This is a genomic window from Massilia antarctica (genome assembly GCF_015689335.1).
Classification (GTDB): domain Bacteria; phylum Pseudomonadota; class Gammaproteobacteria; order Burkholderiales; family Burkholderiaceae_D; genus Telluria_A; species Telluria_A antarctica.
Genome location: NZ_CP065053.1, coordinates 355,325 through 378,413 on the forward strand (window position 1 = coordinate 355,325; position 23,089 = coordinate 378,413).

General features: G+C 62.9%; 24 protein-coding genes and 1 other RNA gene. 15 read left to right on the top strand and 10 right to left on the bottom strand.

Going from position 1 to position 23,089, the window contains the following annotated elements; translation table 11 throughout:
- Positions 1-35 precede the first annotated feature (35 nt).
- From IV454_RS01650 to IV454_RS01670, 5 genes are all read left to right on the top strand, one after another.
- A complete protein-coding gene (locus tag IV454_RS01650) occupies positions 36-2,120 on the top strand; it encodes a M3 family metallopeptidase (protein WP_206089902.1) in 2,085 nt (694 codons plus the stop codon).
- Between the two features lie 26 nt (positions 2,121-2,146).
- Complete coding sequence (locus tag IV454_RS01655) at positions 2,147-2,767, top strand: glutaredoxin family protein (protein ID WP_229521994.1); 621 nt, start codon at positions 2,147-2,149, stop codon at positions 2,765-2,767.
- An 8-nt stretch (positions 2,768-2,775) separates the two neighbouring features.
- Positions 2,776-3,201 (top strand): DNA polymerase III subunit chi, encoded by a 426-nt coding sequence (locus IV454_RS01660; protein WP_206089904.1) that lies wholly within the window; start codon positions 2,776-2,778, stop codon positions 3,199-3,201.
- On the top strand, positions 3,198-3,560 hold the full coding sequence (locus IV454_RS01665; RefSeq protein WP_206089905.1) for a DUF2486 family protein: 363 nt from the start codon (positions 3,198-3,200) through the stop codon (positions 3,558-3,560). Before IV454_RS01660 ends, IV454_RS01665 begins: the two co-directional genes overlap by 4 nt.
- Before the next feature lie 242 nt (positions 3,561-3,802).
- Entirely contained in the window at positions 3,803-4,948 is a 1,146-nt protein-coding gene (locus IV454_RS01670) for a branched-chain amino acid ABC transporter substrate-binding protein (RefSeq protein ID WP_054264296.1), read from the top strand.
- Positions 4,949-5,039: 91 nt separating this feature from the next.
- Here the strand turns inward: IV454_RS01670 and IV454_RS01675 are convergent, their stop codons facing one another.
- A complete protein-coding gene (locus IV454_RS01675) occupies positions 5,040-5,348 on the bottom strand; it encodes a c-type cytochrome (RefSeq protein ID WP_054264297.1) in 309 nt (102 codons plus the stop codon).
- A gap of 185 nt (positions 5,349-5,533) precedes the next feature.
- On the opposite strand from IV454_RS01675, the gene IV454_RS01680 reads away from it, so the two are divergent.
- Positions 5,534-5,764 (top strand): TIGR04438 family Trp-rich protein, encoded by a 231-nt coding sequence (locus tag IV454_RS01680; RefSeq protein WP_206089906.1) that lies wholly within the window; start codon positions 5,534-5,536, stop codon positions 5,762-5,764.
- Between the two features lie 407 nt (positions 5,765-6,171).
- On the opposite strand, the gene IV454_RS01685 is transcribed toward IV454_RS01680, so the two are convergent.
- Positions 6,172-6,909: a PEP-CTERM sorting domain-containing protein gene (locus tag IV454_RS01685; RefSeq protein ID WP_206089907.1), complete on the bottom strand. Its 738-nt coding sequence runs from the start codon at positions 6,907-6,909 to the stop codon at positions 6,172-6,174.
- A 287-nt stretch (positions 6,910-7,196) separates the two neighbouring features.
- Positions 7,197-8,882, bottom strand: coding sequence for a dihydroxy-acid dehydratase (gene ilvD / locus IV454_RS01690; protein WP_206089908.1), 1,686 nt, complete (start codon positions 8,880-8,882; stop codon positions 7,197-7,199).
- A 142-nt stretch (positions 8,883-9,024) separates the two neighbouring features.
- Between ilvD and IV454_RS01695 the strand changes: the two genes are divergently transcribed.
- Both IV454_RS01695 and lgt read left to right on the top strand, forming a co-directional pair.
- Positions 9,025-9,942: a LysR substrate-binding domain-containing protein gene (locus tag IV454_RS01695; protein WP_206089909.1), complete on the top strand. Its 918-nt coding sequence runs from the start codon at positions 9,025-9,027 to the stop codon at positions 9,940-9,942.
- Positions 9,920-10,756 carry a prolipoprotein diacylglyceryl transferase gene (gene lgt, locus IV454_RS01700; protein ID WP_206089910.1) on the top strand — a complete coding sequence of 279 codons (837 nt, stop codon included), beginning with the start codon at positions 9,920-9,922 and terminating at the stop codon, positions 10,754-10,756. The genes IV454_RS01695 and lgt overlap by 23 nt, the downstream gene beginning before the upstream one ends.
- On the opposite strand, the gene IV454_RS01705 is transcribed toward lgt, so the two are convergent.
- From IV454_RS01705 to IV454_RS01730, 6 genes are all read right to left on the bottom strand, one after another.
- The gene (locus IV454_RS01705; RefSeq protein WP_206089911.1) at positions 10,707-11,510 is read right to left on the bottom strand and encodes a sulfite exporter TauE/SafE family protein; all 804 of its coding nucleotides are present in this window, start codon (positions 11,508-11,510) and stop codon (positions 10,707-10,709) included. The genes lgt and IV454_RS01705 overlap by 50 nt on opposite strands.
- A 152-nt stretch (positions 11,511-11,662) precedes the next feature.
- Positions 11,663-13,294 carry a methyl-accepting chemotaxis protein gene (locus IV454_RS01710; protein ID WP_206089913.1) on the bottom strand — a complete coding sequence of 544 codons (1,632 nt, stop codon included), beginning with the start codon at positions 13,292-13,294 and terminating at the stop codon, positions 11,663-11,665.
- 394 nt (positions 13,295-13,688) lie between these two features.
- Positions 13,689-14,153: an EVE domain-containing protein gene (locus IV454_RS01715; RefSeq protein WP_206089920.1), complete on the bottom strand. Its 465-nt coding sequence runs from the start codon at positions 14,151-14,153 to the stop codon at positions 13,689-13,691.
- Positions 14,154-14,240: 87 nt separating this feature from the next.
- Positions 14,241-14,421, bottom strand: a non-coding RNA gene (gene ssrS, locus IV454_RS01720) — 6S RNA.
- A 44-nt stretch (positions 14,422-14,465) separates the two neighbouring features.
- Positions 14,466-14,777, bottom strand: coding sequence for a cell division protein ZapA (locus IV454_RS01725; RefSeq protein ID WP_206089921.1), 312 nt, complete (start codon positions 14,775-14,777; stop codon positions 14,466-14,468).
- Positions 14,774-15,040, bottom strand: coding sequence for a hypothetical protein (locus IV454_RS01730; protein WP_206089922.1), 267 nt, complete (start codon positions 15,038-15,040; stop codon positions 14,774-14,776). Before IV454_RS01730 ends, IV454_RS01725 begins: the two co-directional genes overlap by 4 nt.
- Before the next feature lie 364 nt (positions 15,041-15,404).
- Between IV454_RS01730 and groES the strand changes: the two genes are divergently transcribed.
- From groES to IV454_RS33285, 3 genes are all read left to right on the top strand, one after another.
- The gene (groES, locus tag IV454_RS01735; protein ID WP_054264305.1) at positions 15,405-15,695 is read left to right on the top strand and encodes a co-chaperone GroES; all 291 of its coding nucleotides are present in this window, start codon (positions 15,405-15,407) and stop codon (positions 15,693-15,695) included.
- Positions 15,696-15,788: 93 nt separating this feature from the next.
- The gene (gene groL / locus IV454_RS01740; RefSeq protein ID WP_206089924.1) at positions 15,789-17,435 is read left to right on the top strand and encodes a chaperonin GroEL; all 1,647 of its coding nucleotides are present in this window, start codon (positions 15,789-15,791) and stop codon (positions 17,433-17,435) included.
- A 321-nt stretch (positions 17,436-17,756) separates the two neighbouring features.
- Positions 17,757-19,364, top strand: coding sequence for a methyl-accepting chemotaxis protein (locus IV454_RS33285; protein ID WP_206089926.1), 1,608 nt, complete (start codon positions 17,757-17,759; stop codon positions 19,362-19,364).
- A gap of 53 nt (positions 19,365-19,417) precedes the next feature.
- Here the strand turns inward: IV454_RS33285 and IV454_RS01750 are convergent, their stop codons facing one another.
- Positions 19,418-19,855, bottom strand: a complete 438-nt coding sequence (locus IV454_RS01750) for an OmpA family protein (RefSeq protein ID WP_206089927.1) — start codon at positions 19,853-19,855, stop codon at positions 19,418-19,420.
- Between the two features lie 122 nt (positions 19,856-19,977).
- Here IV454_RS01750 and IV454_RS01755 point away from each other — a divergent pair, with 122 nt between their 5' ends.
- The 4 genes from IV454_RS01755 (at position 19,978) to IV454_RS01770 (ending at position 23,082) form a co-directional block, all read left to right on the top strand.
- Positions 19,978-20,889 (top strand): LysR substrate-binding domain-containing protein, encoded by a 912-nt coding sequence (locus IV454_RS01755; protein ID WP_206089928.1) that lies wholly within the window; start codon positions 19,978-19,980, stop codon positions 20,887-20,889.
- 133 nt (positions 20,890-21,022) lie between these two features.
- Entirely contained in the window at positions 21,023-21,901 is an 879-nt protein-coding gene (locus IV454_RS01760; protein WP_206089929.1) for a CmcJ/NvfI family oxidoreductase, read from the top strand.
- The gene (locus tag IV454_RS01765) at positions 21,898-22,527 is read left to right on the top strand and encodes a 2-hydroxychromene-2-carboxylate isomerase (protein ID WP_206089930.1); all 630 of its coding nucleotides are present in this window, start codon (positions 21,898-21,900) and stop codon (positions 22,525-22,527) included. The genes IV454_RS01760 and IV454_RS01765 overlap by 4 nt, the downstream gene beginning before the upstream one ends.
- Before the next feature lie 39 nt (positions 22,528-22,566).
- Positions 22,567-23,082 (top strand): hypothetical protein, encoded by a 516-nt coding sequence (locus tag IV454_RS01770; RefSeq protein WP_206089931.1) that lies wholly within the window; start codon positions 22,567-22,569, stop codon positions 23,080-23,082.
- The last annotated feature ends 7 nt before the right edge of the window (positions 23,083-23,089 follow it).

Below are 23,089 nucleotides of genomic sequence, written 5' to 3' on the forward strand. Positions count from 1 at the left end.
GACAATTTAATTGAAAACGACATGAGGAAAACACGATGACGACCGATACCAGCAATCCCCTGCTCGATTTCAGCGACCTGCCACGTTTTAATGACATCAAGCCGGAGCATGTCACGCCGGCTATCGACCAGCTGATCGCGCATGCGAGCGCGGTCGTGGCCGAGCTCGAAGCGCCCAGCGACGACGTAACGTGGGACAACTTTGTCATCCCGCTCGAAGAAGCGACCGAACAGCTGGGCCGCGCCTGGGGCGTGGTCAGCCACCTCAACAACGTGATGGACACGCCCGAACTGCGTGCCACCTACAACGACAACCAGCCGAAAGTGACCGAATTCTGGACCGCGCTGGCCCAGAACGAAGCCTTGTTCGCGAAATACAAGGCGGTCCGCGCCAGCAGCGCCTATGACGCGCTGTCGCCGGCGCGCAAGCGCATCGTCGAAAACGCCCTGCGCGACTTCCGCCTGGGCGGCGCCGAATTGCCCGAGTCTAAAAAAGAGCGCTTCGCTGAAATCCAGGAACAGCACGCGAGCATCTCGACCCGTTTCTCGGAAAACGTGCTCGACGCCACCAACGACTACAAGCTCATGGTCGACGATGAGGCCGACCTGGCCGGCCTGCCGGACGACGTCAGGCAGGCGGCGCGCGCCGCCGCCGAGAAGGATGGCAAGGCTGGCTGGGAGTTCACCCTGCACTTCCCCTCCTACTTCCCGATCCTGCAATTTGCCGACAAGCGCGAGTTGCGCGAAACGATTTACCGCGCCAGCTCCACGAAAGCGTCGGAACTGGGCACCGTGTTCAGCGAGCTCGAAAAGTGGGATAACAGCAGCAACATCGCCAGTTTGCTGAAATTGCGCGATGAAGAAGCCAAATTGCTCGACTATCGCAATTTCGCCGAAGTCTCGCTGGTGCCGAAGATGGCCCAGAGCCCCGAGCACGTGATCGAATTCCTGGAAGACCTGGCACGCCGCGCGCGTCCGTTCGCCGAGCAAGACCTGGCCGAACTGCGCGCCTTCGCCAGGGATGAACTGGGTATCGAGCAGGTCGAAGCCTGGGACCTGACCTACGCCTCTGAAAAACTGCGCGAGCGCCGCTATGCCTTTTCGGCCCAGGAAGTGAAGGAATACTTCCCCGAGCCGAAAGTCGTGGACGGCCTGTTCCGCCTGGTGCAAAGCCTGTTCTCGGTCCGGATCTTGCCCGACACGGCCGCCGTCTGGCATCCGGACGTGCGTTTCTTCCGCATCGAGCGCGACGGCAAGCTGGTCGGCCAGTTCTACCTCGACCTGTACGCGCGCAGCGGCAAGGGCGGCGGCGCCTGGATGGACGACGCGCGCGGACGCCGCCTGCAAACCGGCGGTACCCTGCAAACGCCAGTGGCCTACCTGACCTGCAACTTCACGCCGCCGGCCACGGTCGACGGCCAGTTGCAGAGCTCGCTGTTCACACACGACGAAGTGACCACCCTGTTCCACGAATTTGGCCATGGTTTGCATCATATGCTGACCCAGGTCGATGAAATCGCCGTGTCCGGCATTTCCGGAGTGGAGTGGGACGCGGTCGAGCTGCCATCGCAATTCATGGAAAATTTTTGCTGGGAATGGGATGTGCTGCAACACATGACCGCCCACGTGAAGACGGGCGAGCCGCTGCCGCGCGCGCTGTACGACAAGATGTTGGCCGCCAAGAACTTCCAGTCCGGCCTGCAAACCCTGCGCCAGGTGGAGTTTTCCCTGGTCGACATGCACCTGCACTACGACTTCGATCCGGCCAGCGCGCAAACGGTGCAGGAATTGATCAACGATGTGCGCCAGAAGTTTTCGGTCATGATGCCGCCCGCATTTAACCGTTTCCAACACTCTTTCGGACATATTTTTGCCGGAGGGTACGCCGCCGGTTACTATAGCTACAAGTGGGCTGAAGTATTATCCGCCGACGCTTACGCCGCCTTTGAAGAAGCGGTCGAGGCGGGAGGCGGAGCCCTGTCCGAAGAAACCGGTAAACGCTTCCAGCAAGAGATACTGGCCGTCGGCGGTTCGCGCCCCGCGCTCGAATCGTTCAAGGCCTTCCGCGGCCGCGAGCCCAGTATCGATGCGCTGTTGCGCCACAGCGGCATGCAGTCCTGAAAGACCGTGCCAGCAGGAGAATTGTAATGACAGCAACAAAAATGATGACTGGCACGATGATGGCACTGCTGCTGTGCGCGGGCGGCGCCGCTGCACAGCAGATGTACAAATGGGTCGATGCCTCGGGCAAGGTCACGTTCAGCGACCAGCCGCCGCCGGCCAACACCAAGCCGGTGGAAATCAAGGCCGGCGCCGGCGGCTCGGCCAGCGTGCAACTGCCATATGCATTGGCGCAGGCGGTGCGCGCGCATCCGGTGGTGCTCTACACACGCGCCAAGTGCAATTTTTGCGACCAGGCGCGTACTTTCTTGAAAGAGCGCGGCATTCCGTTTGCCGAGAAAACCGTGCAAACCGCTTCCGACGAAGCCAAGCTCAAGGAAGCGGGCAGCGATGGCCGCTTGCCATTCATCAAGGTTGGCCGTGCCAAGTCGACTGGCTTTGAATCCGGCGCATGGAATACCATGCTGACCGAGGCTGCGTATCCGGAAAAGAAAATCCTGCCGTCGAACTACCAGTACCCACAACCGACCTCGGCAGCACCGCCGGAGCCGGTGGTGCCGAAAGCCGATGACAATGCCAAGAATGTCGACGACGCCAGGCGGGCGCCGAAGCAGGAAAAGACGCCGCCTTCCGACTTCGTGTTCTGAGCACGCCGATGACGCGAATCGATTTCCATACCAACATCCCGGACAAGCTGAGCTACGCCTGCCGGCTGGCGCGCAAGGCCTATGCCAGCCGCGCCAGGGTGGTGCTGCTGGCCGAGGATACGGCCCAGGCGGCGGCGCTGGATGCGGCCCTGTGGACCTTGTCGGAAACCGATTTCCTGCCGCATGTGATGGCCAGCGACCCGCTGGCCGCGCACACGCCCATCATCATCACCGACCGCGACGATGCCGAGCTGCCGCATTACGACATGCTGGTGAACCTGACGCGGGCCACGCCGGCCCAGCTCGGGCGTTTCCAGCGCGTGTTCGAAATCATTTCCACCGATGACAGCGACGCTGCCGCCGGGCGCAAGCGTTACGTCGCCTACAAGCAGCAATCCTATCCACTGACCCACTTCGTCGCAGGCCAGTCATGACCCAGGCTCGTCCGTTCGACCCGAATATCCCCGTCCTGACGGAATTGTTTTCCGACCAGGGCGAGGCGCAAGCCGACCCCGGCGCGCAGCCGGCGGCGCAGGAACCCCTGCTGGCGGACTGGAGCGACCCGGAATGGGCGGCGCTCGAACGCCGCCTGTCCGAACGCATCCTCCAGCAAATCCAGGGAAGAGTCGACTTCGTGCTCGAACAGCGCCTGCGCGACAGCATGGAACAGGTGCTGCAGCATGCCGTGGCCGGGCTCACGGCCGAGCTGCGCACCGGCCTGCACGACACCATCGAGAGCATCGTGGTGCGTGCGGTGGCCCAGGAACTGAGCCATCTGCAGAGCCAGAAGTAGCCTGCCCGCGCCTGCCGTCCGGGCAGCTCCTTTCATTTGCTTACAAAACAGCGGCAATCCGGCGCACCCCGGCGTGCACGCAATGCCTGCACCTGCGTTGATGGTGAGATGGCTCAAATTGTTGCTAAAATTTTGACAATCGGCTTTGCGAAGCATTTAATTTGTTGTACCTTTTGCCCTACATAAAATTTTCGAAACGGCGCCACGAGCGCTGTCTGTTTTCAATCCAATGGAGAATGCACATGCAGTTCACGACCAAACTCATTCCACTCGCAATCGCCATGGCATTTGCCGGCAGTGCCAGCGCCCAGGACGTCGTCAGGATCGGCCACGTTGCGCCGATCTCCGGCGCCAGCGCGCACTTGGGCAAGGATAACGAGAACGGCGCCAAGATGGCCGTGGAAGAATTGAACGCCAAGGGCTTCATGATCAATGGTAAGAAAGCCAAGCTGGAACTGGTGCTGGAAGATGACGGCGCCGATCCCAAGCAGGGCACGGCCGTGGCGCAGAAGCTGGTCGATGCCAAGGTGCAGGGCGTGATCGGCCACCTCAATTCGGGCACCACCGTACCGGCTTCGCGGATTTACCACAACGCGGGCATTCCCCAGATTTCCCCTTCCTCCACGATTCCCGAGTACACCAAGCAAGGCTTCAAGTCGGCCTTCCGCGTGGTCGCCAATGACAACAAGCTCGGCGGCACCCTAGGCCGCTACGCGGTCGAGACCCTGAAAGCGACCAATATTGCCGTCATCGATGACCGCTCGGCTTACGGCCAGGGCGTGGCCACCGAGTTCCTCAAGGGCGCCAAGGCAGCAAATCCGGCGATCAAGGTCGTCGGCAAGGAATTCACCAGCGCCACCGCGACCGACTTCACCGCCATCCTGACCTCGCTCAAAGGCAAGAAGCCTGACCTGATCTTCTTCGGCGGCATGGATGCGGTGGGCGGACCGATGCTCAAGCAAATGAAGGCGCTGGGCATCAACGCCAAATTCATGGGCGGCGACGGCGTCTGCACCGAATCCCTGGTGCGCCTGGCCGGCGATGGCGTGGGCGAAGGCAATGTGACCTGCGCCGAAGCGGGCGGCGTGACCGGCGATCAGGAAAAAGCGATGGCCGACTTTGTGGCGCGCTACAAAAAACGCTTCCCCAACGAGTCCGTCCAGCTGTACTCGCCGTATGTGTACGATGCGGTGATGGTGATGGCGACCGCGATGCAAAACGCCAAGTCGGCCGACCCGGTCAAGTACCTGCCTGAACTGCAAAAAATCAAGTACCAGGGCGTGACCGGCCTGATTCAGTTCGACGACAAGGGCGACATCAAGGATGGCGCGCTGACCATGTTCACCTTCAAAGGCGGCAAGAAGACCAAGATGTCGGTCGTGAAGTAATTGCTGAGCTGGCCTTGGCCACGGCCAGGGTGGCGCCAGGCATAAAAAAACGCGCTGCAGTGACAGCGCGTTTTTATTGGAGAGCAGTGCCTTATTTCTGTGCCAAAACCCATTTGACCAGGGTGTGGGCTTCAGCCTCGGTCACTTGCGGGTTGGCTGGCATCGGTACCGCGCCCCAGGCGCCGGAACCGCCTTTCATGACTTTGGCCACCAGCTTGCCTTCAGCATCCTTCTGGCCGGCATACTTTGCCGCAACGTCCTTATACGCAGGGCCGACCAGCTTGCTTGCTACAGCGTGGCACGCCATGCAATTTTTTGCTTTTGCCAAATCGGCGTTTGCCATGGCGCTCGACGAAGCCAGCGCCGACAACACCGTGAACAACATCAGGGACCGTTTCATGTATTTCTCCAGGGTGAACAACTGAATGCGATTTTACCGCGTTTCCGCAATACGAATGGGCGGTGACACGTTCTATAACGGGTCAAGCCTGTGGATGGTTGACCCAGCTATTTGCTCATCGACACGATTTTACTGCCCCTCGGGAGCAATTGTTTGTAAGATATGCGTATGAAAAGGAGTTTGCCATGCCAGTGATACTATTAATTGCAGCGCTTGTGGGTCTGCGCTATTTCGAAGTCTGGCGTTTTGCCGAGTTGTCGTGGTGGTGGGTGATTGGTTTGATGTTCGCCGCTTTCATCTGGTTCGAATTCGTCGAAAAGATTTTGGGGCTGGACAAGAAAAAAGCGCACAACGTGGATGAGGCACGGCGCAAGGCCAGGGTGAAAGAGGCGTTTGAGAAGGCGAACAAGAAGTAAATGTATTGCGGCGTCAGCGGACGTGGCCTAGAAAACCGTCGCCCCCGCGCCAAGGCGGCCCTATCTGGGCAAGTGATCGAAAACCGATGACCTAAAAACCGTCGCCCCGCGCAGGCGGGGCCCAAGTTTTCTGCTCAGTTATTGGCTACGGAGCAGACTTGGGCCCCCGCCTGCGCGGGGGCGACGGTTTTTCATGCGACGGTTTCTCATGCGACGGTTTTTCATGCGACGGTTTTTGATGTGACGGTTCCGCGACCTGTCCTTGATTTTTACCCGTCACAGCCCCCTTGCAGGCCGACGATGCCAAGGCCGCGAACTTGGCCAGCACGCCCCGGGTATATCTCGGCGCCGCTTGAGCCAATTGGCGCGGCGGCGCGCAATCTATTTATCGCTCACATTCAACTGGATCAGGTGCTGGTGCGTCGCGCGCCAGCATTGCGTGTACGGCCGCGCGCGCCGGCTGCCCCGAGCACAGCGATTCCCAGGCACATCAGCGCCCAGCTGTCCGGCTCGGGCACCGCAGCCGCAACCAGCCGCATGGACGTCAGGTCTGCGTTCGCGTGGACTTGGCTGCCATCGGCCCGGCGTAGCCACCCGTAGCCGATGTTGGCATAGCCGAACAAGGCCAGATCGAGTGTCGTTGGGATGGCGCCGCTCCCAAATGCCCGACCATCCAGGTCGAACAAGTTCAATGTGGAGGACTCAAACGAGGACGGCATCGAACTGTTGTAGGTACTCAGGCTGAAGACATCCGCACCCTGGCCTGGCAAGCGGTTGGCCACCTGGATCAGGGACGAAAGCCCCTCCGCCCTGGACCGGTAGGTATAGCCGTTCTGGTCGAACGAGAGCGTGGTGGTGTTGGCAGGCGCGTCGCTATACAGCAGATAGGAGCCCCCGGCGGGCTGCTCGGGCTGATAGATACTCGACAGCGGTGTCATGGTATCGAAACTGAAACGCCCATGAACCGTGTAGCCATTGGCAATCTGGACTCCCGACATGGCGCTCTCGGTCACCGTGGTGACCTGGCTGGTCGCACCGTTGTATTCAAACATGTGCGAAACCACGGCCGTGAAGTCGTAGCTGACGATGGCGGCCTGTGATGGAAGCGCGAACAAGGTGGCGACGGCGAATGCGATAATTTTCATTGATGGCTTCCGGAGTAAGGGTTGTTACATCTTACCCATCAAATTAATTTTCAGTCAATAATAATTTTTTACCATTTTTATCACACGCTGCCGGATGCAGACAGACTGCTGAAGTGGCAGCGGCGCAGCTTGCGCAAGTGGACCGCCGTCGCCGTTCACAGACAGGGTCCGGCGGAATTGTCACTCCGGACCCTGCCTTTGACTGAGCAGAAAACTTGGGCCCCCGCCTGCGCGGGGGCGACGGTGGATAAAGGTAAGGGCGACGGTTCCGGCGACCTTTCAGTGACTTAACCCGTTACAGCGCCCTTGCTGGCCGACGATGCCAAGGCCGCGAACTTGGCCAGCACCCCACGCGTATACCTCGGCGCCGGCTTGACCCAGTTGGCACGGCGGCGCGCAATCTCTTCATCGCTCACGTTCAGCTGGATCAGCTGCTGATGTGCATCGATGGTCACCGAATCGCCCTCTTCCACCAGCGCAATCGTGCCGCCATCGAAGGCTTCCGGCGCCACGTGCCCCACCACCATGCCCCAGGTCCCGCCCGAAAAGCGCCCGTCGGTAATCAAGCCCACCGATTCGCCCAGCCCCTTGCCGATCAGCGCGGCGGTCGGCGCCAGCATTTCCGGCATGCCCGGCCCCCCCTTCGGCCCCAGGTAACGCATCACCAGCACGTCGCCCGCCTTGATGCCGTCGGCCAGGATGGCATCCATGGCCGTATATTCGTCGTCGAACACGCGCGCCGGACCAGTGATCACGGGATTTTTCAGTCCGGTAATCTTGGCCACGCAGCCTTCCGGCGACAGATTGCCCTTCAGGATGGCAAGGTGCCCCTGCTTGTACAGCGCCTTGTCGATGGTGCGGATCACATCTTGCTTCGGGTCCGGTACCGACGGGATCTCGGCCAGTTCCTCGGCGATCGTGCGGCCGGTGATGGTGATGCAGTCGCCATGCAGCAAGCCGGCGTCGAGCAGCAGCTTGAGCACTTGCGGAACGCCGCCCGCCTTGTGCAGGTCGGTCGCCACGTACTGCCCGGACGGCTTGAGGTTGCAGATGACCGGCACTTTCTGGCGCACGCGCTCGAAGTCGTCGATGGTCCACTCAACCTCGGCCGCATGGGCAATCGCCAGGTAGTGCAGCACGGCGTTGGTCGAACCGCCCGTCGCCATGATCAGGGACACCGCGTTTTCGATCGATTTGCGGGTGATGATGTCGCGCGGCTTCAAATCCTTTTTCACCGCTTCGACCAGCACGCGCGCCGATTCGGCGGCCGAGCCGACCTTTTCGTCGTCCGGATTGGCCATGGTCGACGAGTACAGCAAGCCCATGCCCAGCGCCTCGAACGAGGAGGACATGGTGTTGGCCGTGTACATGCCGCCGCAGGAACCGGCCGACGGGCAGGCATTGCGCTCGATGCCGTCGAAGTCTTCCTTCGACATGCGGCCGGCCGTGAATTCCCCCACCGCCTCGAAGGCCGAGACGATGGTCAGGTCCTTGCCCTTCCAGTTGCCCGGCTTGATGGTGCCGCCGTACACATAAATGCCCGGCACATTGGTGCGCGCCAGGGCGATCATCCCGCCCGGCATGTTCTTGTCGCAGCCGCCGATCACGACCACGCCATCCATCCATTGACCATTGACGCAGGTTTCGATGCAGTCAGCGATGACTTCGCGCGAGATGAGCGAATATTTCATGCCTTCGGTGCCCATCGACATGCCGTCCGAAATGGTCGGGGTGCCGAATACCTGCGGATTGGCGCCGGCGGCCTTGATAGTGGCAATGGCGATGTCGGCCAGCTTTTGCAAGCCCGAGTTGCAGGGAGTGATGGTCGAGTGGCCGTTGGCGATGCCAATCATCGGCTTGTCGAAATCCTCGGTTTCATAGCCCATGGCGTAGTACATCGAGCGGTTCGGGCTGCGCGAGACGCCTTCGGTGATGTTGCGGGAACGACGGTTATAAGGTGGCTGGTCTGACATGGCTTCACTCCGGTAATGATCTGAGTTTGATCTGATGTTGGCAAGAATGCCTTGCCCCCGGGCGAGAGTCAAATATATCATTTGCATTGCTGTGAGTCGCAACACATATCACAACACCTTATTCACATGGAAAAACATATCGATGAACCTGGAACTGCGCCAGTTGCGCTATTTTGTCGCCGTCGCTGAAGAACTTCACTTCGGCAAGGCCGCGCTGCGCCTGCACATGACCCAGCCGCCGCTGTCGCAAACCATCCAGGGCCTCGAAGAGTTGCTCGGTGCGCCCCTGTTCGCGCGCAGCCGCCGCGCCGTCGAGCTGACCCCGGCCGGCCAGGCCCTGCTGCCGGAAGCGCGCCGCATCCTGGCCGCCAGCGCCGCTCTATCCGCGCTGGTGCGGCGCGCGGCCGGCGGCGAGGCGGGCCGCCTGTCCCTGGCGTTCGTCTCCTCGGCCGATTACAGCGTGCTGCCGCCCTTCCTGCGCAGCTACCGCGCTGCATTTCCGCAGGTACGGATCGCGCTGCAGGAAGCCACCTCGGACGTGCAGATCGACGAACTGCTGCGCGGGCGCATCGATGCGGGCCTCTTGATCCCGCCGCTGCCGGACAAGGCGCGCCTGGAACTCGATTACCTCAAGGTGCTGACCGAGCCGCTGATCGCCGCCTTGCCGGCCGGCCTCGCCGGCGCCGCCGGCGATGCGCCGGTCTCGCTGGCGGCCTTGGCGCCGCTGCCGCTGATTATCTTTCCGCGCCCGATCGCGCCGGCCCTGCACGATGCCATCCTGGCGTGCTTTCGCGCGGCCGGGGTCACACCCGAGATCGGGCAGGAAGCGATCCAGATGCAGACCATCGTCAGCCTGGTGTCGGCCGGCATGGGGATGGCACTTGTGCCACAATCGGTGTCCAATCTGATGCGGCCCGGCGTAGAATACCGGGCCCTGCGCGATCCGGCGCCGCAGGTGGAAACCGGGCTGGCCTGGCGGCGCGATACAGTCTCGCCGGTCTTGCAGGGTTTTTTGGATTTACTGAGGAAAAATACTGATGCTGACCCACCCGATGCCTGACCCCGTCGCCTTTTCGCTGGGCCCGCTGCATGTGCACTGGTACGGCCTGATGTACGTGCTGGCCTTCGCCATGTTCCTCGCGCTCGGGCGGGTGCGCATCAGGCAGCCCCACATCGCCGCGCGCGGCTGGAAAAAGGAAGACCTGGACGACATGCTGTTCTACGGCATGCTCGGGGTGATCATCGGCGGGCGCCTGGGCGAAGTCTTCTTTTACCAGCCGGCCCGCTTCCTGGCCGATCCGGTGGCCATCTTCAAGGTCTGGCAGGGCGGCATGTCCTTCCACGGCGGCTTCATCGGCGTGCTGGTCGGCATGGCGCTGTGGGCGCGCAAGGCCAAGCGTAAGCTGCTCGACGTCTACGATTTCATCGCGCCGCTGGTGCCGCTGGGCTACGCGGCCGGGCGCATGGGCAACTTCATCAACGCCGAACTGCCGGGCAGGATGGCCGACCCCAGCCTGCCGTGGGCCATGCTGTGGCCCGGCGTGCAAGGCCCGCGCCATCCATCGCCCTTGTACCAGATGATCGTCGACGGACTGGTCGTATTCGTGCTGCTGTGGATCTATGCGCGCAAGGAGCGGCCGCGCCTGGCCGTGGGCGCGATGTTCACCCTGCTGTACGGCTGCGCGCGCTTTTTCACGGAATACTTCCGGGTGCCGGACTGGCAGGTCACCTTGGCCGGCTTGCCGGTCACGTCGGGCCAGATGCTGTCGCTGCCGATGATTATCGGCGGCGTGGCGATGCTGGTCTGGGCTTACCGCCAGCGGGTCAGTGAAACGCCTTCCACAGCATATAGCCAGCCAGCGCATACAAAATAAGGGCGAACACGCGCTTTAACTGCTGCACCGGCATGCGGTGGGCGGCGCGCGCGCCCAGGGGCGCGAGCAGCACGCTGGCGGCGGCGATCACGGCCAGCGCGGGCACGTAGATGTAGCCGAGCGAATACGGCGGCAGGCCGGCCTGGTGCCAGCCGAACCAGATATTCGACAGGGTGCCCGACAGCGCGATCGGAAAGCCCAGCGCGGCGCTGGTGGCGACGGCATTGTGAATCCTGACGTTACACCAGCTCATGAACGGCACCGAAATAAAGCCGCCGCCCGCGCCCACCACACCCGACACCACGCCGATGGCGCCGCCGGCGGCAAACATGCCGGGCGCGCCGGGCAGCTCGCGCGCTGCCGCCGGCTTGCCGCCGATCAGCATCTGCGTGGCCGAGAATGCCACGAAGAGGGCGAACACCAGCGCCAGGGTGGTGGTATCGAGCTGTTTGCCCAGCCACGGGCCGATCCACGAACCGAGCACGATGCCGGGCGCGAGCAGCCTGACGATCGGCCACAGCACCGCGCCATGCGCGTGATGCGCGCGCACCGAGGACAGCGAGGTGAACATGATGGTGGCGAGCGAGGTGGCGATCGCCATGTGCACCACCACCTCGGGCGGGAAATGCCTGGCCGTGAAAATCATCGTGATGAAGGGCACCAGCACCATGCCGCCGCCAATACCCAGCAAGCCGGCCGCGAAGCCGCCGCCGGCGCCCATGGCCAGCAGGATCAGAATCAGGCTCCAGTCCATCGGCCTCCCGCCGCGGTGGCCGTCATTGCATTCTCAGTTCTCATGCGTGCAGTCGGTAAGGCTTGCGGTCAATAGCAAGCCATTCCGCGACTTGCCTTGGCAAGTATTCTACAGCGCAACGCCCGAGCGCACCGGCGCCCGGTCGGTCCGGCTCAGGCGGCCTGCAGCTGGGGCGCGTCCAGCGCCACACGCAGCGCCGGGGCCCTGGCGCGGCGCGCCGCCGCTGTCCCGGCCAGCGCGTGCCCGAGCTGGAACACGCTGACCACTTCCACCAGATTGGCCGACTGCTCCTGCAGCGATCCGGCGGCGGCGGCGGCTTGCTCGACCAGCGCCGCGTTCTGCTGCGTGGTGGCGTCCATCCCGCTGATGGCCTGGTTGATCTGGGCGATGCCGGCTTCCTGTTCGGCGCTGGCCGAGCTGATCTCGGCCATGATGTCGGTCACGCGCTGCACGCTGGCGACGATCTCGTCCATGGTACTGCCGGCCTTGCCGACCAGTGCCGAGCCGAAATCGACCTTCTCCACCGAGTCGCCGATCAAGACCTTGATTTCCTTGGCCGCCGCCGCCGAGCGCTGCGCCAGGTTGCGCACTTCGGACGCGACCACGGCAAAGCCGCGGCCCTGCTCGCCCGCCCGGGCCGCTTCCACGGCGGCGTTCAGGGCCAGGATATTGGTCTGGAAAGCGATCCCGTCGATCACCGAGATGATATCGACAATCTTGCGCGATGCATCGTTAATGCCATTCATCGTCTCGACCACCTGGGCCACCACGGCGCCGCCCTTTTGCGCCACCTTGGATGCCGATGCCGCCAGCACATTGGCCTGGCGCGCGTTGTCGGCATTCTGGCGCGTGGTCGAGGTCATCTCTTCCATCGATGACGCAGTCTCTTCCAGCGCACTGGCTTGCTGCTCGGTGCGCGAGGACAGATCCTCGTTGCCGCGTGCGATGTCGCCCGAGGCGGCGCTCATGCTGGCGGTGCCGCCGCGCACCTGGCCGACGATATTGGCCAGGCTATCGTTCATGTCCTTGAGCGCGAGCATCAGGCACCCCGTTTCATCGCCCTCGTGGCCTTCGATGGTACTGGTCAGGTCGCCCGCCGCCACCGTCTGCGCCACCAGCACGGCCGCATTGATCGGCACGGTGATGGAACGGGTCACCCTCCAGGCCAGCAGGGCGCCGATCGCCAGCGCCAGCGCGCTCAGTGTCAGGGTCAGGATGCGCGCCCGCTCGTAACTGGCGTGCGAGTCCGCCACGCCGGCGTCGATGTCCTTGCGCTGCACCTTGATGTGCGCGGCCAGCGCGTCTTGCCAGGCTTGGGTGGCCGGGCCGGAGCGCGCCAGCAGCAAGGCGGTCGCCTCGGCATCCTTGCCGGCCCGCGCCAGGACGATGACTTCATCGTTGAGCGCCCTGGCCACTTGCTGCAACTGCGGCAGGTTGGCGACGAATTGCCGGTCCTCGGCGCTGCCTTGGGTGCGGGCGAAGCCCTCGAACGCTTCGGTGTAATGCTCGCGCGCCTGGACGATCTTGACGTTTTCGCGGTCCATGATCGCCTGGTCGTCGAGCAGCACCAGGGTGCGCGCCACGCGGGCGACGATATGCACCGATTCCGACATCCGGTGCAGCTGCTCCATGCGCTGCATGTCGCCCTGGACGATCAGCTGCAAGTGGGCCTGCACCGTATTGAGGGAGGTCAGGCCGATGCCGGCCAGGGTCACGGTCATGGCGAGCAGGACGGCAAAGGCGAGGCCGAGCCGGGTACCGATATTGTAGCGGGTGTTTTTCACAGGAGATCCTATGCTAAAAAGACTGTCAGGCTGTACCGGCACGGACGTGCGCAGCGGCGCTTCGGGCAAAACAAGGGAGGTGGCGACGGCTTGCTGCGGCCGCGGGAATGGGGGCCTGGGAAGCGATTCCGATACTGTGTCCCGTCACCGGGGGCGGGGGCGGAGGGAGAGCGGCAAGCGCTACGGTATCGGATGAGACCAATCAAGCTTATCTACGTTATTTACCCATAGCAATTACTATTTGGGAAAACAATCTGCCCGGGTGGCGTACAGACAACGGCGCATTCCCGGCCCCGACTGGACAGTCGAGCCGCCCTGCTGGCGGGGCAGGCATGGGTACGCCATCGCAGCGCCGCCTGCGCGCCAAGCCCTGTAGCCGATAAGGTAAGGTTCGCTAGGGCTGGCCGAGCATGGCCTCGATGGTGCGCCATTCGTCCGGCTCGACCGGCATGATCGACAGGCGGCTCCCTTTGGCCAGGAGGCGCATGCCGGCCAGCGCGGGAATGGTGCGCAGCTCTTTCAGGCTCAGCAGAGCGGTCTTGCGCACGGCGCGCACGTCGACGCTGGTCCAGCGCGGCTGTTCAGGCGTGGCCTTGGGATCGTGGTAAGGGCTGGCGGGGTCGAACTGGGTCGTGTCCGGATAGGCGGGCGAACACACCTCGACGATGCCGGCGATGCCCGGTTCGGCGCAGCTGGAATGATAGAACAGCGCCAGGTCGCCCGCGCGCATGGTGTCGCGCAGAAAATTGCGGGCCTGGTAATTGCGCACGCCGAACCAGGCCACCGTGCGCGCCGGCGCGGCCAGCACATCGTCGATACTCACTTCGTCCGGTTCGGACTTCATCAGCCAGTAAGCCATATAGTCGCTCCGGGGGCGCCGGCGGAAAAAGCGCGCGCCCATAAAAAAACGGTTGCGCACCGAATGCTTGCAACCGCCTGGACAATTCAAAACCCCGCCTGTGCCGTCTTTACCGGCATCCTGAACCTAATGGTTCAAGGCGGTCGCAGTCAGTCCAATTTCGGGTTCGTCGGACAAGCGACGCTCACTCCCATCGAACAAAATTCCGCAACCTGTGCACATAAATGGTTCAAGGAATATATGGCAATCGCGAACACCGCAGGGTGAGACGGAGTTTACTCCGATGTGCCGTCATGTCAAACGAAATTAGTCTCAGAACAGATTTTCCTGCGGGGTCAGGGCGTTATCGAGGACGGTGTGCATGTCGGTCAGTTTCTGCTTGACTTCCAAAATCGTCATTTCGGAAAGCGGTCCTTGCGGCGTTCTCACCGACAGGAATTCGGCCGCCATATTGAGCGCGGCCATGACGGCGATGCGGTCGTTTCCCTTGACCTTGCCCGAATCGCGCAGGGCGCACATTTTCCCGTCCAGATAACTGACCGCTTCCTGCAGGGTGCGTTCTTCTCCCTCCTTGCAGACCAGGCGATACGAGCTTCCCATGATCATCACGTTCAGCTGGATCATTGCACGCCCCCGCCCTGTGCCGCCGGCACGGTGGCCACGGTCACGCCGTTCGGATCGGGCATCTGGGCCAGCAGCGCCTCGACCCGGCGCTGCACTTCATTCAGGCGCACCAGGCAAGCCTCCTTTTCGGCGAACAGTTGCGCGTTCGATTGGCGCACCTGCGTATTCCATTGCCGCAGCTGAGTATTCTCGGCGCGCAGTGAGAGGGTCAACTCGGCAAGCCGGTCGATTTTGTCGGACAGTTCGGTGAATTCAGAAATCATCCCGTAACTATAGGGGTGTGAAGGAAAGTCCGTCAACCGAATCAGCAACAGGGGTAGACGATTGATGTAAGGGGATGTAAGGAGGCGCGGCCGGAAGCGGCGGCGCCCACCCTTGAGATGGCGCCGATTTCGGCGCTCTCCGCGGGCCCATCCTTTGCGCCAGATCAAGCTCGTCTGTTAAATAGTCAACGGGACGCCTTGAAAAACCCCTTGACCGTCCCTATAATTAGCACTCGTTAGTAGAGAGTGCTAACAACTCTTTCTAGTCTCCGCGGCAACACCGCGAGGCATGTTGAAACACCGGGAACGCCTGTGGCGGTCCTGACCAATAGCTACTAAACCACTGAATATTAAGGAGTTTTGCATGAACCTTCGCCCATTGCACGATCGCGTTATCGTCAAGCGTCTCGACCAGGAAACCAAAACTGCGTCCGGCCTCATCATTCCTGACGCAGCTGCTGAAAAACCGGATCAAGGCGAAATCTTGGCTGTCGGCAACGGTAAAGTCCAGGATGACGGCAAAGTACGCGCGCTGGAAGTGAAAGTCGGCGACCGCGTCCTGTTCGGCAAATACTCCGGCCAGACCGTCAAGGTCGACGGCGAAGAGCTGCTGGTGATGCGTGAAGAAGACATCATGGCCGTCCTGGTCAAGTAATCAGTCTGGATCGGGAAAATTTCCCGGTCCGCGCACGACCTTTCATCAAGAATTCCACGCGATAGAAATCTACGCACAACGGAGAAAATAAACATGGCAGCTAAAGATGTAGTATTCGGCGACGCAGCGCGCGCCAAAATGGTTGAAGGCGTCAATATCCTGGCCAACGCAGTCAAAGTCACCCTGGGCCCGAAAGGCCGCAACGTGGTGCTCGAGCGCTCGTTCGGCGCGCCGACCGTCACCAAGGACGGTGTCTCGGTCGCCAAGGAAATCGAACTCAAAGACAAGCTCATGAACATGGGCGCGCAAATGGTCAAGGAAGTTGCTTCCCGCACCAGCGACAACGCCGGCGACGGCACCACCACCGCGACCGTGCTGGCCCAAGCCATCGTACGCGAAGGCATGAAGTTCGTTGCCGCCGGCATGAACCCAATGGATCTCAAGCGCGGCATCGACAAGGCAGTCGCTGCCACCGTCGAAGAGCTGGCCAAGATCGCCAAGCCATGCACCACCACCAAGGAAATCGCCCAGGTTGGCGCGATCTCCGCCAACTCGGACTACTCGATCGGCGAGCGCATTGCTGAAGCGATGGAAAAAGTCGGCAAGGAAGGCGTCATCACCGTTGAAGACGGCAAGTCCCTGAACGATGAACTCGACATCGTCGAAGGCATGCAGTTCGACCGCGGCTACCTGTCGCCTTACTTCATCAACAACCCGGACAAGCAAGTTGCCATCCAGGATAGCCCGTTCGTCCTGCTGTGCGACAAGAAGATCTCGAACATCCGCGATCTGCTGCCGATCCTGGAACAAGTCGCCAAAGCCGGCCGTCCACTGCTGATCATCGCCGAAGACATCGAAGGCGAAGCACTGGCCACCCTGGTTGTGAACAACATCCGCGGCATCCTGAAAACCTGCGCAGTCAAGGCCCCTGGCTTCGGCGACCGCCGCAAGGCCATGCTGGAAGACATCGCTGTCCTGACCGGCGGCCAGGTCATCGCTGAAGAAGTCGGCCTGACCCTGGAAAAGGTCACCCTGGCAGAACTCGGCCAGGCCAAGCGCGTTGAAGTGGGCAAGGAAAACACCATCATCATCGACGGTGCCGGCCAGGCTGAAGCGATCGAAGCGCGCGTCAAGCAAGTGCGCGTCCAGATCGAAGAAGCGACTTCCGACTACGACCGTGAAAAACTGCAAGAACGCGTTGCCAAGCTGGCAGGCGGCGTTGCCGTGATCAAGGTTGGCGCAGCCACCGAAGTCGAAATGAAAGAAAAGAAAGCCCGCGTTGAAGATGCACTGCACGCTACCCGCGCTGCCGTGGAAGAAGGCATCGTTCCTGGCGGCGGCGTTGCCCTGCTGCGCGCACGTGCCAACATCAAGGTCAAAGGCGACAATCCTGACCAGGAAGCCGGCATCAAGATCGTCCTGCGCGCCATGGAAGAGCCACTGCGCATGATCGTTCAAAACGCTGGCGAAGAATCGTCGGTGGTGGTTGCAGCAGTGTTGGCCGGTTCCGGCAACTACGGCTACAACGCGGCCAACGGCACCTACGGCGACATGGTCGAAATGGGTGTTCTGGATCCAGCGAAAGTCACCCGCTCGGCACTGCAAAACGCAGCATCGATCGCTGGCCTGATGCTCACCACCGACGCCATGGTCTGCGAACTGGCGGAAGACAAGCCAGCCGGCGGCATGGGCGGCATGGGTGGCATGGGCGGCATGGGCGGTATGGACGGCATGATGTAATTGCCTGATACGCCGGAGCGGCTGGTCCGCCTCCGGGGTCATCGAAGAGCCTGCAAGGTTTGCGCCTTGCAGGCTTTTTTCATGACTGAATTTTCTCTGTAATAGAGCCCGTACGGTCCCCGCCGCGCGGGCTTTTTACCTTTGCGGCAAGCTTGCCTGCAACGTCACAAGGGTAGTTCCGGTTGTAGCAAGGCTGATACAAAGTTTACAGATGGTATTGATTTAGACGTAACAGCTGGTTTTTCAAGCAGCCGCATGTTAAATGTATCCATGAGGAAATTTTATCGGCGTACATACATATCATTCTGGGGAACCACAGCAATGCGCAACAATACACCCGTGAGTAAGGTCGAGTACATCCTTCGCGCCAGCGAGACGATTGTTTCCAAAACTGATTTGCAGGGCAACATCACTTATGTGAATCTCGATTTCATCCGCATCAGCGGTTTCAGCGAAGCCGAACTGATCGGATCTCCGCAGAACTTGGTACGCCACCCGGACATGCCGGCCGAGGCCTTTGCCGATTTCTGGCGCACCATCCAGAGCGGCAAGGCATGGACCGGGCTGGTCAAGAACCGCTGCAAGAACGGCGACTTCTATTGGGTGGAAGCGACCGCGGCGCCGATGATCGAGCAAGGCCGCATCGTGGGTTTTACCTCGATTCGCGCCAAGCCCAGCCGTGCACAAGTCAGCGCCGCCGAGCAAGCCTACCGCGCGATCAAAGACGGTCGCGGCGGGCTCGAAGTGCGCGCCGGCGCCGTGCTGCGCCACTCGGCGCTGCGCCGCCTGAACCTGTCCTCCAGGTTGTCGCTGGGAGCGCGCATCGTCGCCTCGACCTTGCTGGTGGCGCTGCTGTTCGGCGTGAGCCTGGGCGCGCACGGCGGCGCGGCGCGGCTGACGGCGGCGCTCGGACTGTGTGTGAGCCTGCTGTCGGGATGGTTGCTGTATCGCGCCGTCGTGCCTCCCCTGTTGCGCGCCCGGAGCGAGATCGAGCGCATGAGCGAGGGCGACCTGACCGGCCGCATCGATGCCGGCGGCAACGACGAGCTCTCCCGCGTACTCGGTGCGCTCGGGGTATTGCAGACCAATGTCAGGCTGCTGGTCGGCCAGATCAAGGAAGTGACCGGCATCGTCGGCGATGGCGCCAGCGACATCGCGGCAGGCAATGCCGACCTGTCGGCGCGCACCGAAGCCCAGGCCAGCTCGCTCGAAGAAACGGCATCGTCGATGGAAGAGATCAGCAGCACGGTGAAACAGAATGCGGACAATGCGCGCCAGGCCAAGCTGTTGGCCACGGCCGCCGCCACCACGGCCGTCCAGGGCGGCCATGCGGTTTCCCAGGTCGTCGGCACCATGGGATCGATACGGGACAGTTCGCGCAAGATCGTCGACATCATCAGCGTCATCGACAGCATCGCGTTCCAGACCAACATCCTGGCGCTGAACGCGGCGGTGGAGGCGGCCCGCGCCGGCGAGCAAGGCCGCGGCTTCGCGGTGGTGGCCAGCGAGGTGCGCACCCTGGCGCAACGCTCGGCCACGGCCGCCAGGGAAATCAAGGCGCTGATCAACGACACGGTCGACAAGGTCGATGCCGGCACCACCTTGGTCGACAGTGCGGGAAAGACCATGGAGCAGATCGTGACATCGGTCCAGCAGGTGGCCGGCATCGTCAACGACATCAGCCTGGCCAGCAGCGAGCAAAGCGAGGGCATCGACCAGGTCACCCAAGCCGTGTCGCAGATGGATGAGATCACCCAGAGGAACGCCGCGGTCGTGGAAGAGGCGGCGGCGGCGGCCGCGCAAATGCAGGAACAGGCGCTCAAGCTGGCGCGCCTGGTCGATTCGTTCAGGCTGGTGTCCGATGCCGCGCCAGGCAGGGAAACGAGGTTCCAGGCCCGTCCCGCCGCGCCGCGCCGGGCGCCCGGATAGCCGGCCCGGAAGTGGCGCGCCCCGGCGTCGCAGGCGCTTTGAGGCCTGTGCGGTCAGTGTCCGGCGGCTGCGGCGCGCGGCCCCACCAGTTGCACTTCGACCCGGTTATTGCGGGCGCGCCCTTCGCGCGTATCGTTGCCGGCCACGGGCAGGCGCTTGGCCTTGCCTTCGGTGTAGATGCGGATGCGCTCGAATCCTTTATCGGCCAGGTATCTTTTTACCGCTTCGGCGCGCTGCACCGACAAGGTCTGCGCTCTGGCGTCGCTCGGCAGTTCATCGGTATGGCCGATCGCCATGATCAGCTCCGGATCGAGCTCGCCGCTCTTGCTGATGACCTGATCGAGAATCGATAGCGCATCGGCCGACAGGCGCGCGCTGCCGCTGTCGAAAAACACTTCGGTCGCGAACTGGACCTTGCCAGCTTCGGCGTTGACGATGGCCGGCAGCGCACATGCCAGGGAAACGGCGAACGCGCTCAGGAGGTGTCGCATGGGGCAATCCCTGTGTGAAGTAGAGCGACGACTGTAACCCGAACTTGCCTCATTGACAATCAGGCAGATATCATCGCCGACAGCGGGCGCTGGTATGCTGGCGTTTTGCATGAGGAGGCGTCATGTCCGATTCGCTGGTTGCGCTGGCATCCATGATGGAGCCGCTGCGCGGTTTCGTGGCGGTCGGACGGCGCATGAGCATCACCCTGGCGGCCGCCGACCTGTGCCTGACCCAGTCGGCCCTGAGCCGCCAGATCCAGGCGCTCGAACAGCGGCTCGGCGTGCGCCTGTTCGTGCGCACCCATCGCGCGATCGCCTTCACGCCGGCCGGCGCAAGGCTGTTCCAGAGCGCCGACGGCGCGCTTCAGCAATTGCAGGATGCCTGCGCCGCCATCAAGCCCCCGGCGCACAACGACCAGGTGGCGCTGAGCGCGAGCATCGGGGTGACCGGCCTGTGGCTGCTGCCGCGGCTGGGAAGCTTCCAGCAGCAGCACCCCGGCATCGATTTGCGCGTGGCCGCCAACAACCGCCTCCAGGACCTGGAGCGCGAAGGGCTCGACCTGGCGATCCGCTACGCGCCGCTGGCCGCCGTAGCGCCCAATGCCACCTTGCTGTTTCGCGAAACGATCGCGCCGGTGGCCCACCCCTCGCTCGGCATCGCGCGCGTTGACGGCCCGGCCGATCTGGCCGGGCACACCTTGCTCGAATTCGATCATCCGGGACAACCCTGGCTGCACTGGGAGAGCTGGCCGCAGGCAGCCGGGCCAAGCCTGGCCGGAGCGAAAAGCATCCTGCGCTTCAATCAGTATGACCAGGTGATCCAGTCGGCCCTGGCCGGCCATGGCATCGCACTTGGGCGCCTCCAGCTGATCGAACCGATGCTGCGCGCGGGCCGGCTGGTGCAATTGCCGTGCGCCGGCCCCGTCCATGCATGCGAACATGCCTACTGGCTGGTGCGCGCCGCTGCCCGGCCGCGCGCCGAGGTCGGCGCGGTGATCGACTGGATCGTTGGCGAAGCGGCCGCCGGCCACTGAAGCGTGTCCACCCTACGCATGCGCTGGATGCATGCGAGCGCGGCGTGTTCTGCGCTTGAGCGCAGGCCGCCGGCGCGGTTCAATGAACGGGTCGAACGGGAATGGTCCCGGCGACGCTCCGGGAGACCCACGCATGAACCCCACCTTTGCCCTGCCCGCACCAGCCGGATCAGTACAGGCCACGCTCGCCTACATGCATCCCCCTGCGGGAAACCCGTTCAACTATGCCTGCGAACCGCCGCCCGGCCAGCCATGGCAGAACTACCAGGCCGACCGCCGCATGGTGCGCATCGGCGACGCCCGGCTGCTGGCAAGCGCCCCGTCGCTGGATGCCGACGGCTTCCTCCTGCGCGAGGCGGCGGTCGACAAGCGCAGCTTTCTGTCTGAAGGCGACATCGTGCGATTGTATTATCCCGAGGTGGCCGAACTGGCCTGCGCCGTGACCGGCGCGACCCGCGCCCGCGTGTTCGACCATCTGGTGCGCCACTGCCGCCCTGGCGCCGGCGCACCCGGGTTCGGACGTGCGGCCCGGGGCGAGCCGGCGGGCCCGAACGGCTGCGTCCACAACGACTACACCGAGCAGTCCGGAGACAAGCGCCTTGGCCTGGTCTTCGGCGAATTGGCGGCGCAGCTGCGGGGACGGCGCTACAGCATCGTCAATGTGTGGCGCTCGATCCGCGCGCCGGTGCTCGATACGCCGCTGGCCGTATGCGATGCCCGCAGCGTCGCCGCGCAGGACCTGGTCGAGGCCGAGGTGCGCTATCCGCGCCGCACCGGCGAGATCTATCTGGCGCGTCACGCGGCGCGCCACCGCTGGTTCTATTTTTCGGCCATGCATCCAGACGAGGCGCTGGTCTTGAAGCAGTATGATTCCCAACGCAGCGGGGTCGCCCGCTTCACGCCACACGCGGCGTTCGACCATCCGGACGCGCCGCCCGGCGTGCCACCGCGCGTGAGCATCGAAGCGCGCTGCCTCGTCATTTACGATGAACCATGCAGGGAGACGCCATGACTGTCAATGATCCGCAGATCGAATTCTGGTTTGATTTCGGCAGCAATTACAGCTACCTGAGCACCATGCGCATCGAGGCGCTGGCCGCCGCGCACGGCGTGCGCGTGCTGTGGAAGCCATTTTTACTGGGCCCCGTATTCAAGGCCTTCGGCTGGAGCACCTCGCCCTTCGTGCTGCAAAAGGAAAAAGGCGCTTACGTGTGGCGCGACATGCAGCGCCAGTGCGACAAATACGGCTTGCCCTGGACGCAGCCGGGCGCCTTCCCGCGGCGCGCGCTGCTGCCGCTGCGCGTCGCCTTGCTTGGCGCCGGCGAAGCGTGGACAGGCGCATTTTGCCGGCGCATCATGCAGTGCAATTTTGTCGACGACCGCGAGATCGACGATCCGGCCCTGGTCGGCGAGGTGCTCGCCGCGCTGGGCCTGGACGCCGCCGCCCTGATCACAAGCGCCGGCAGCGACGAGAACAAGCTGGCCATGCGCGCCCAGGGCGACGAAGCCCTGCGCCGCGGCGTGTTCGGCGCACCCATGTTCTTTGCCGGGGACGAGATGTTCTGGGGCAACGACCGGCTGGAGGATGCCGTGGCCTGGGCCGCTGGTCATGTTGCCGCTCGTATAGTTTTGGCGTAGTATGGCCGCTACATCAACGTGTTCCAGCCGCCCACATCTATGTCCGGATCGTCCAAAAAAGTAGTCCTGCTGTTTGCCCTGATCGCCCTGATCGGCGTGGGTGCCGTGCTGTACCACAAGCACCATGAATCCGTGCAGGCGTCGGCGTCGGCTGCCGCCAGGGCCGCGCCTGCGGCCAGGCCGGCGGCGCAGATGGCGCGCACAAAAGAGCAGGCGATCGATGCGCTGATGGCGCTGCCGGAACTGAAAGCCTGGTCGGCGCATATCGCCAAGGTCTCGGGCGGCAGCGCGCACGGCGCGCTGCTCGATGACGACGGTGCGACAAAGCTCGTCCACGGAAAAAGCTACTGGAGCCTGAGCTTTGTCGAGAACAGCCAGGAAGCGGCGCATCGCTGGGAGACTTTTCTGGTCGCCACCCAAGGCGACGAGATCCTGGTCGATGACATGAACGACGACCGCCAGCTGACACTGGCCCAATGGCGCGCCGACATGCGCCCGATGGACCGCATCGCCAAAAAAGCGGCACCCGAAACAGCTCCGGCACCGGCGCCTTGACGCTACG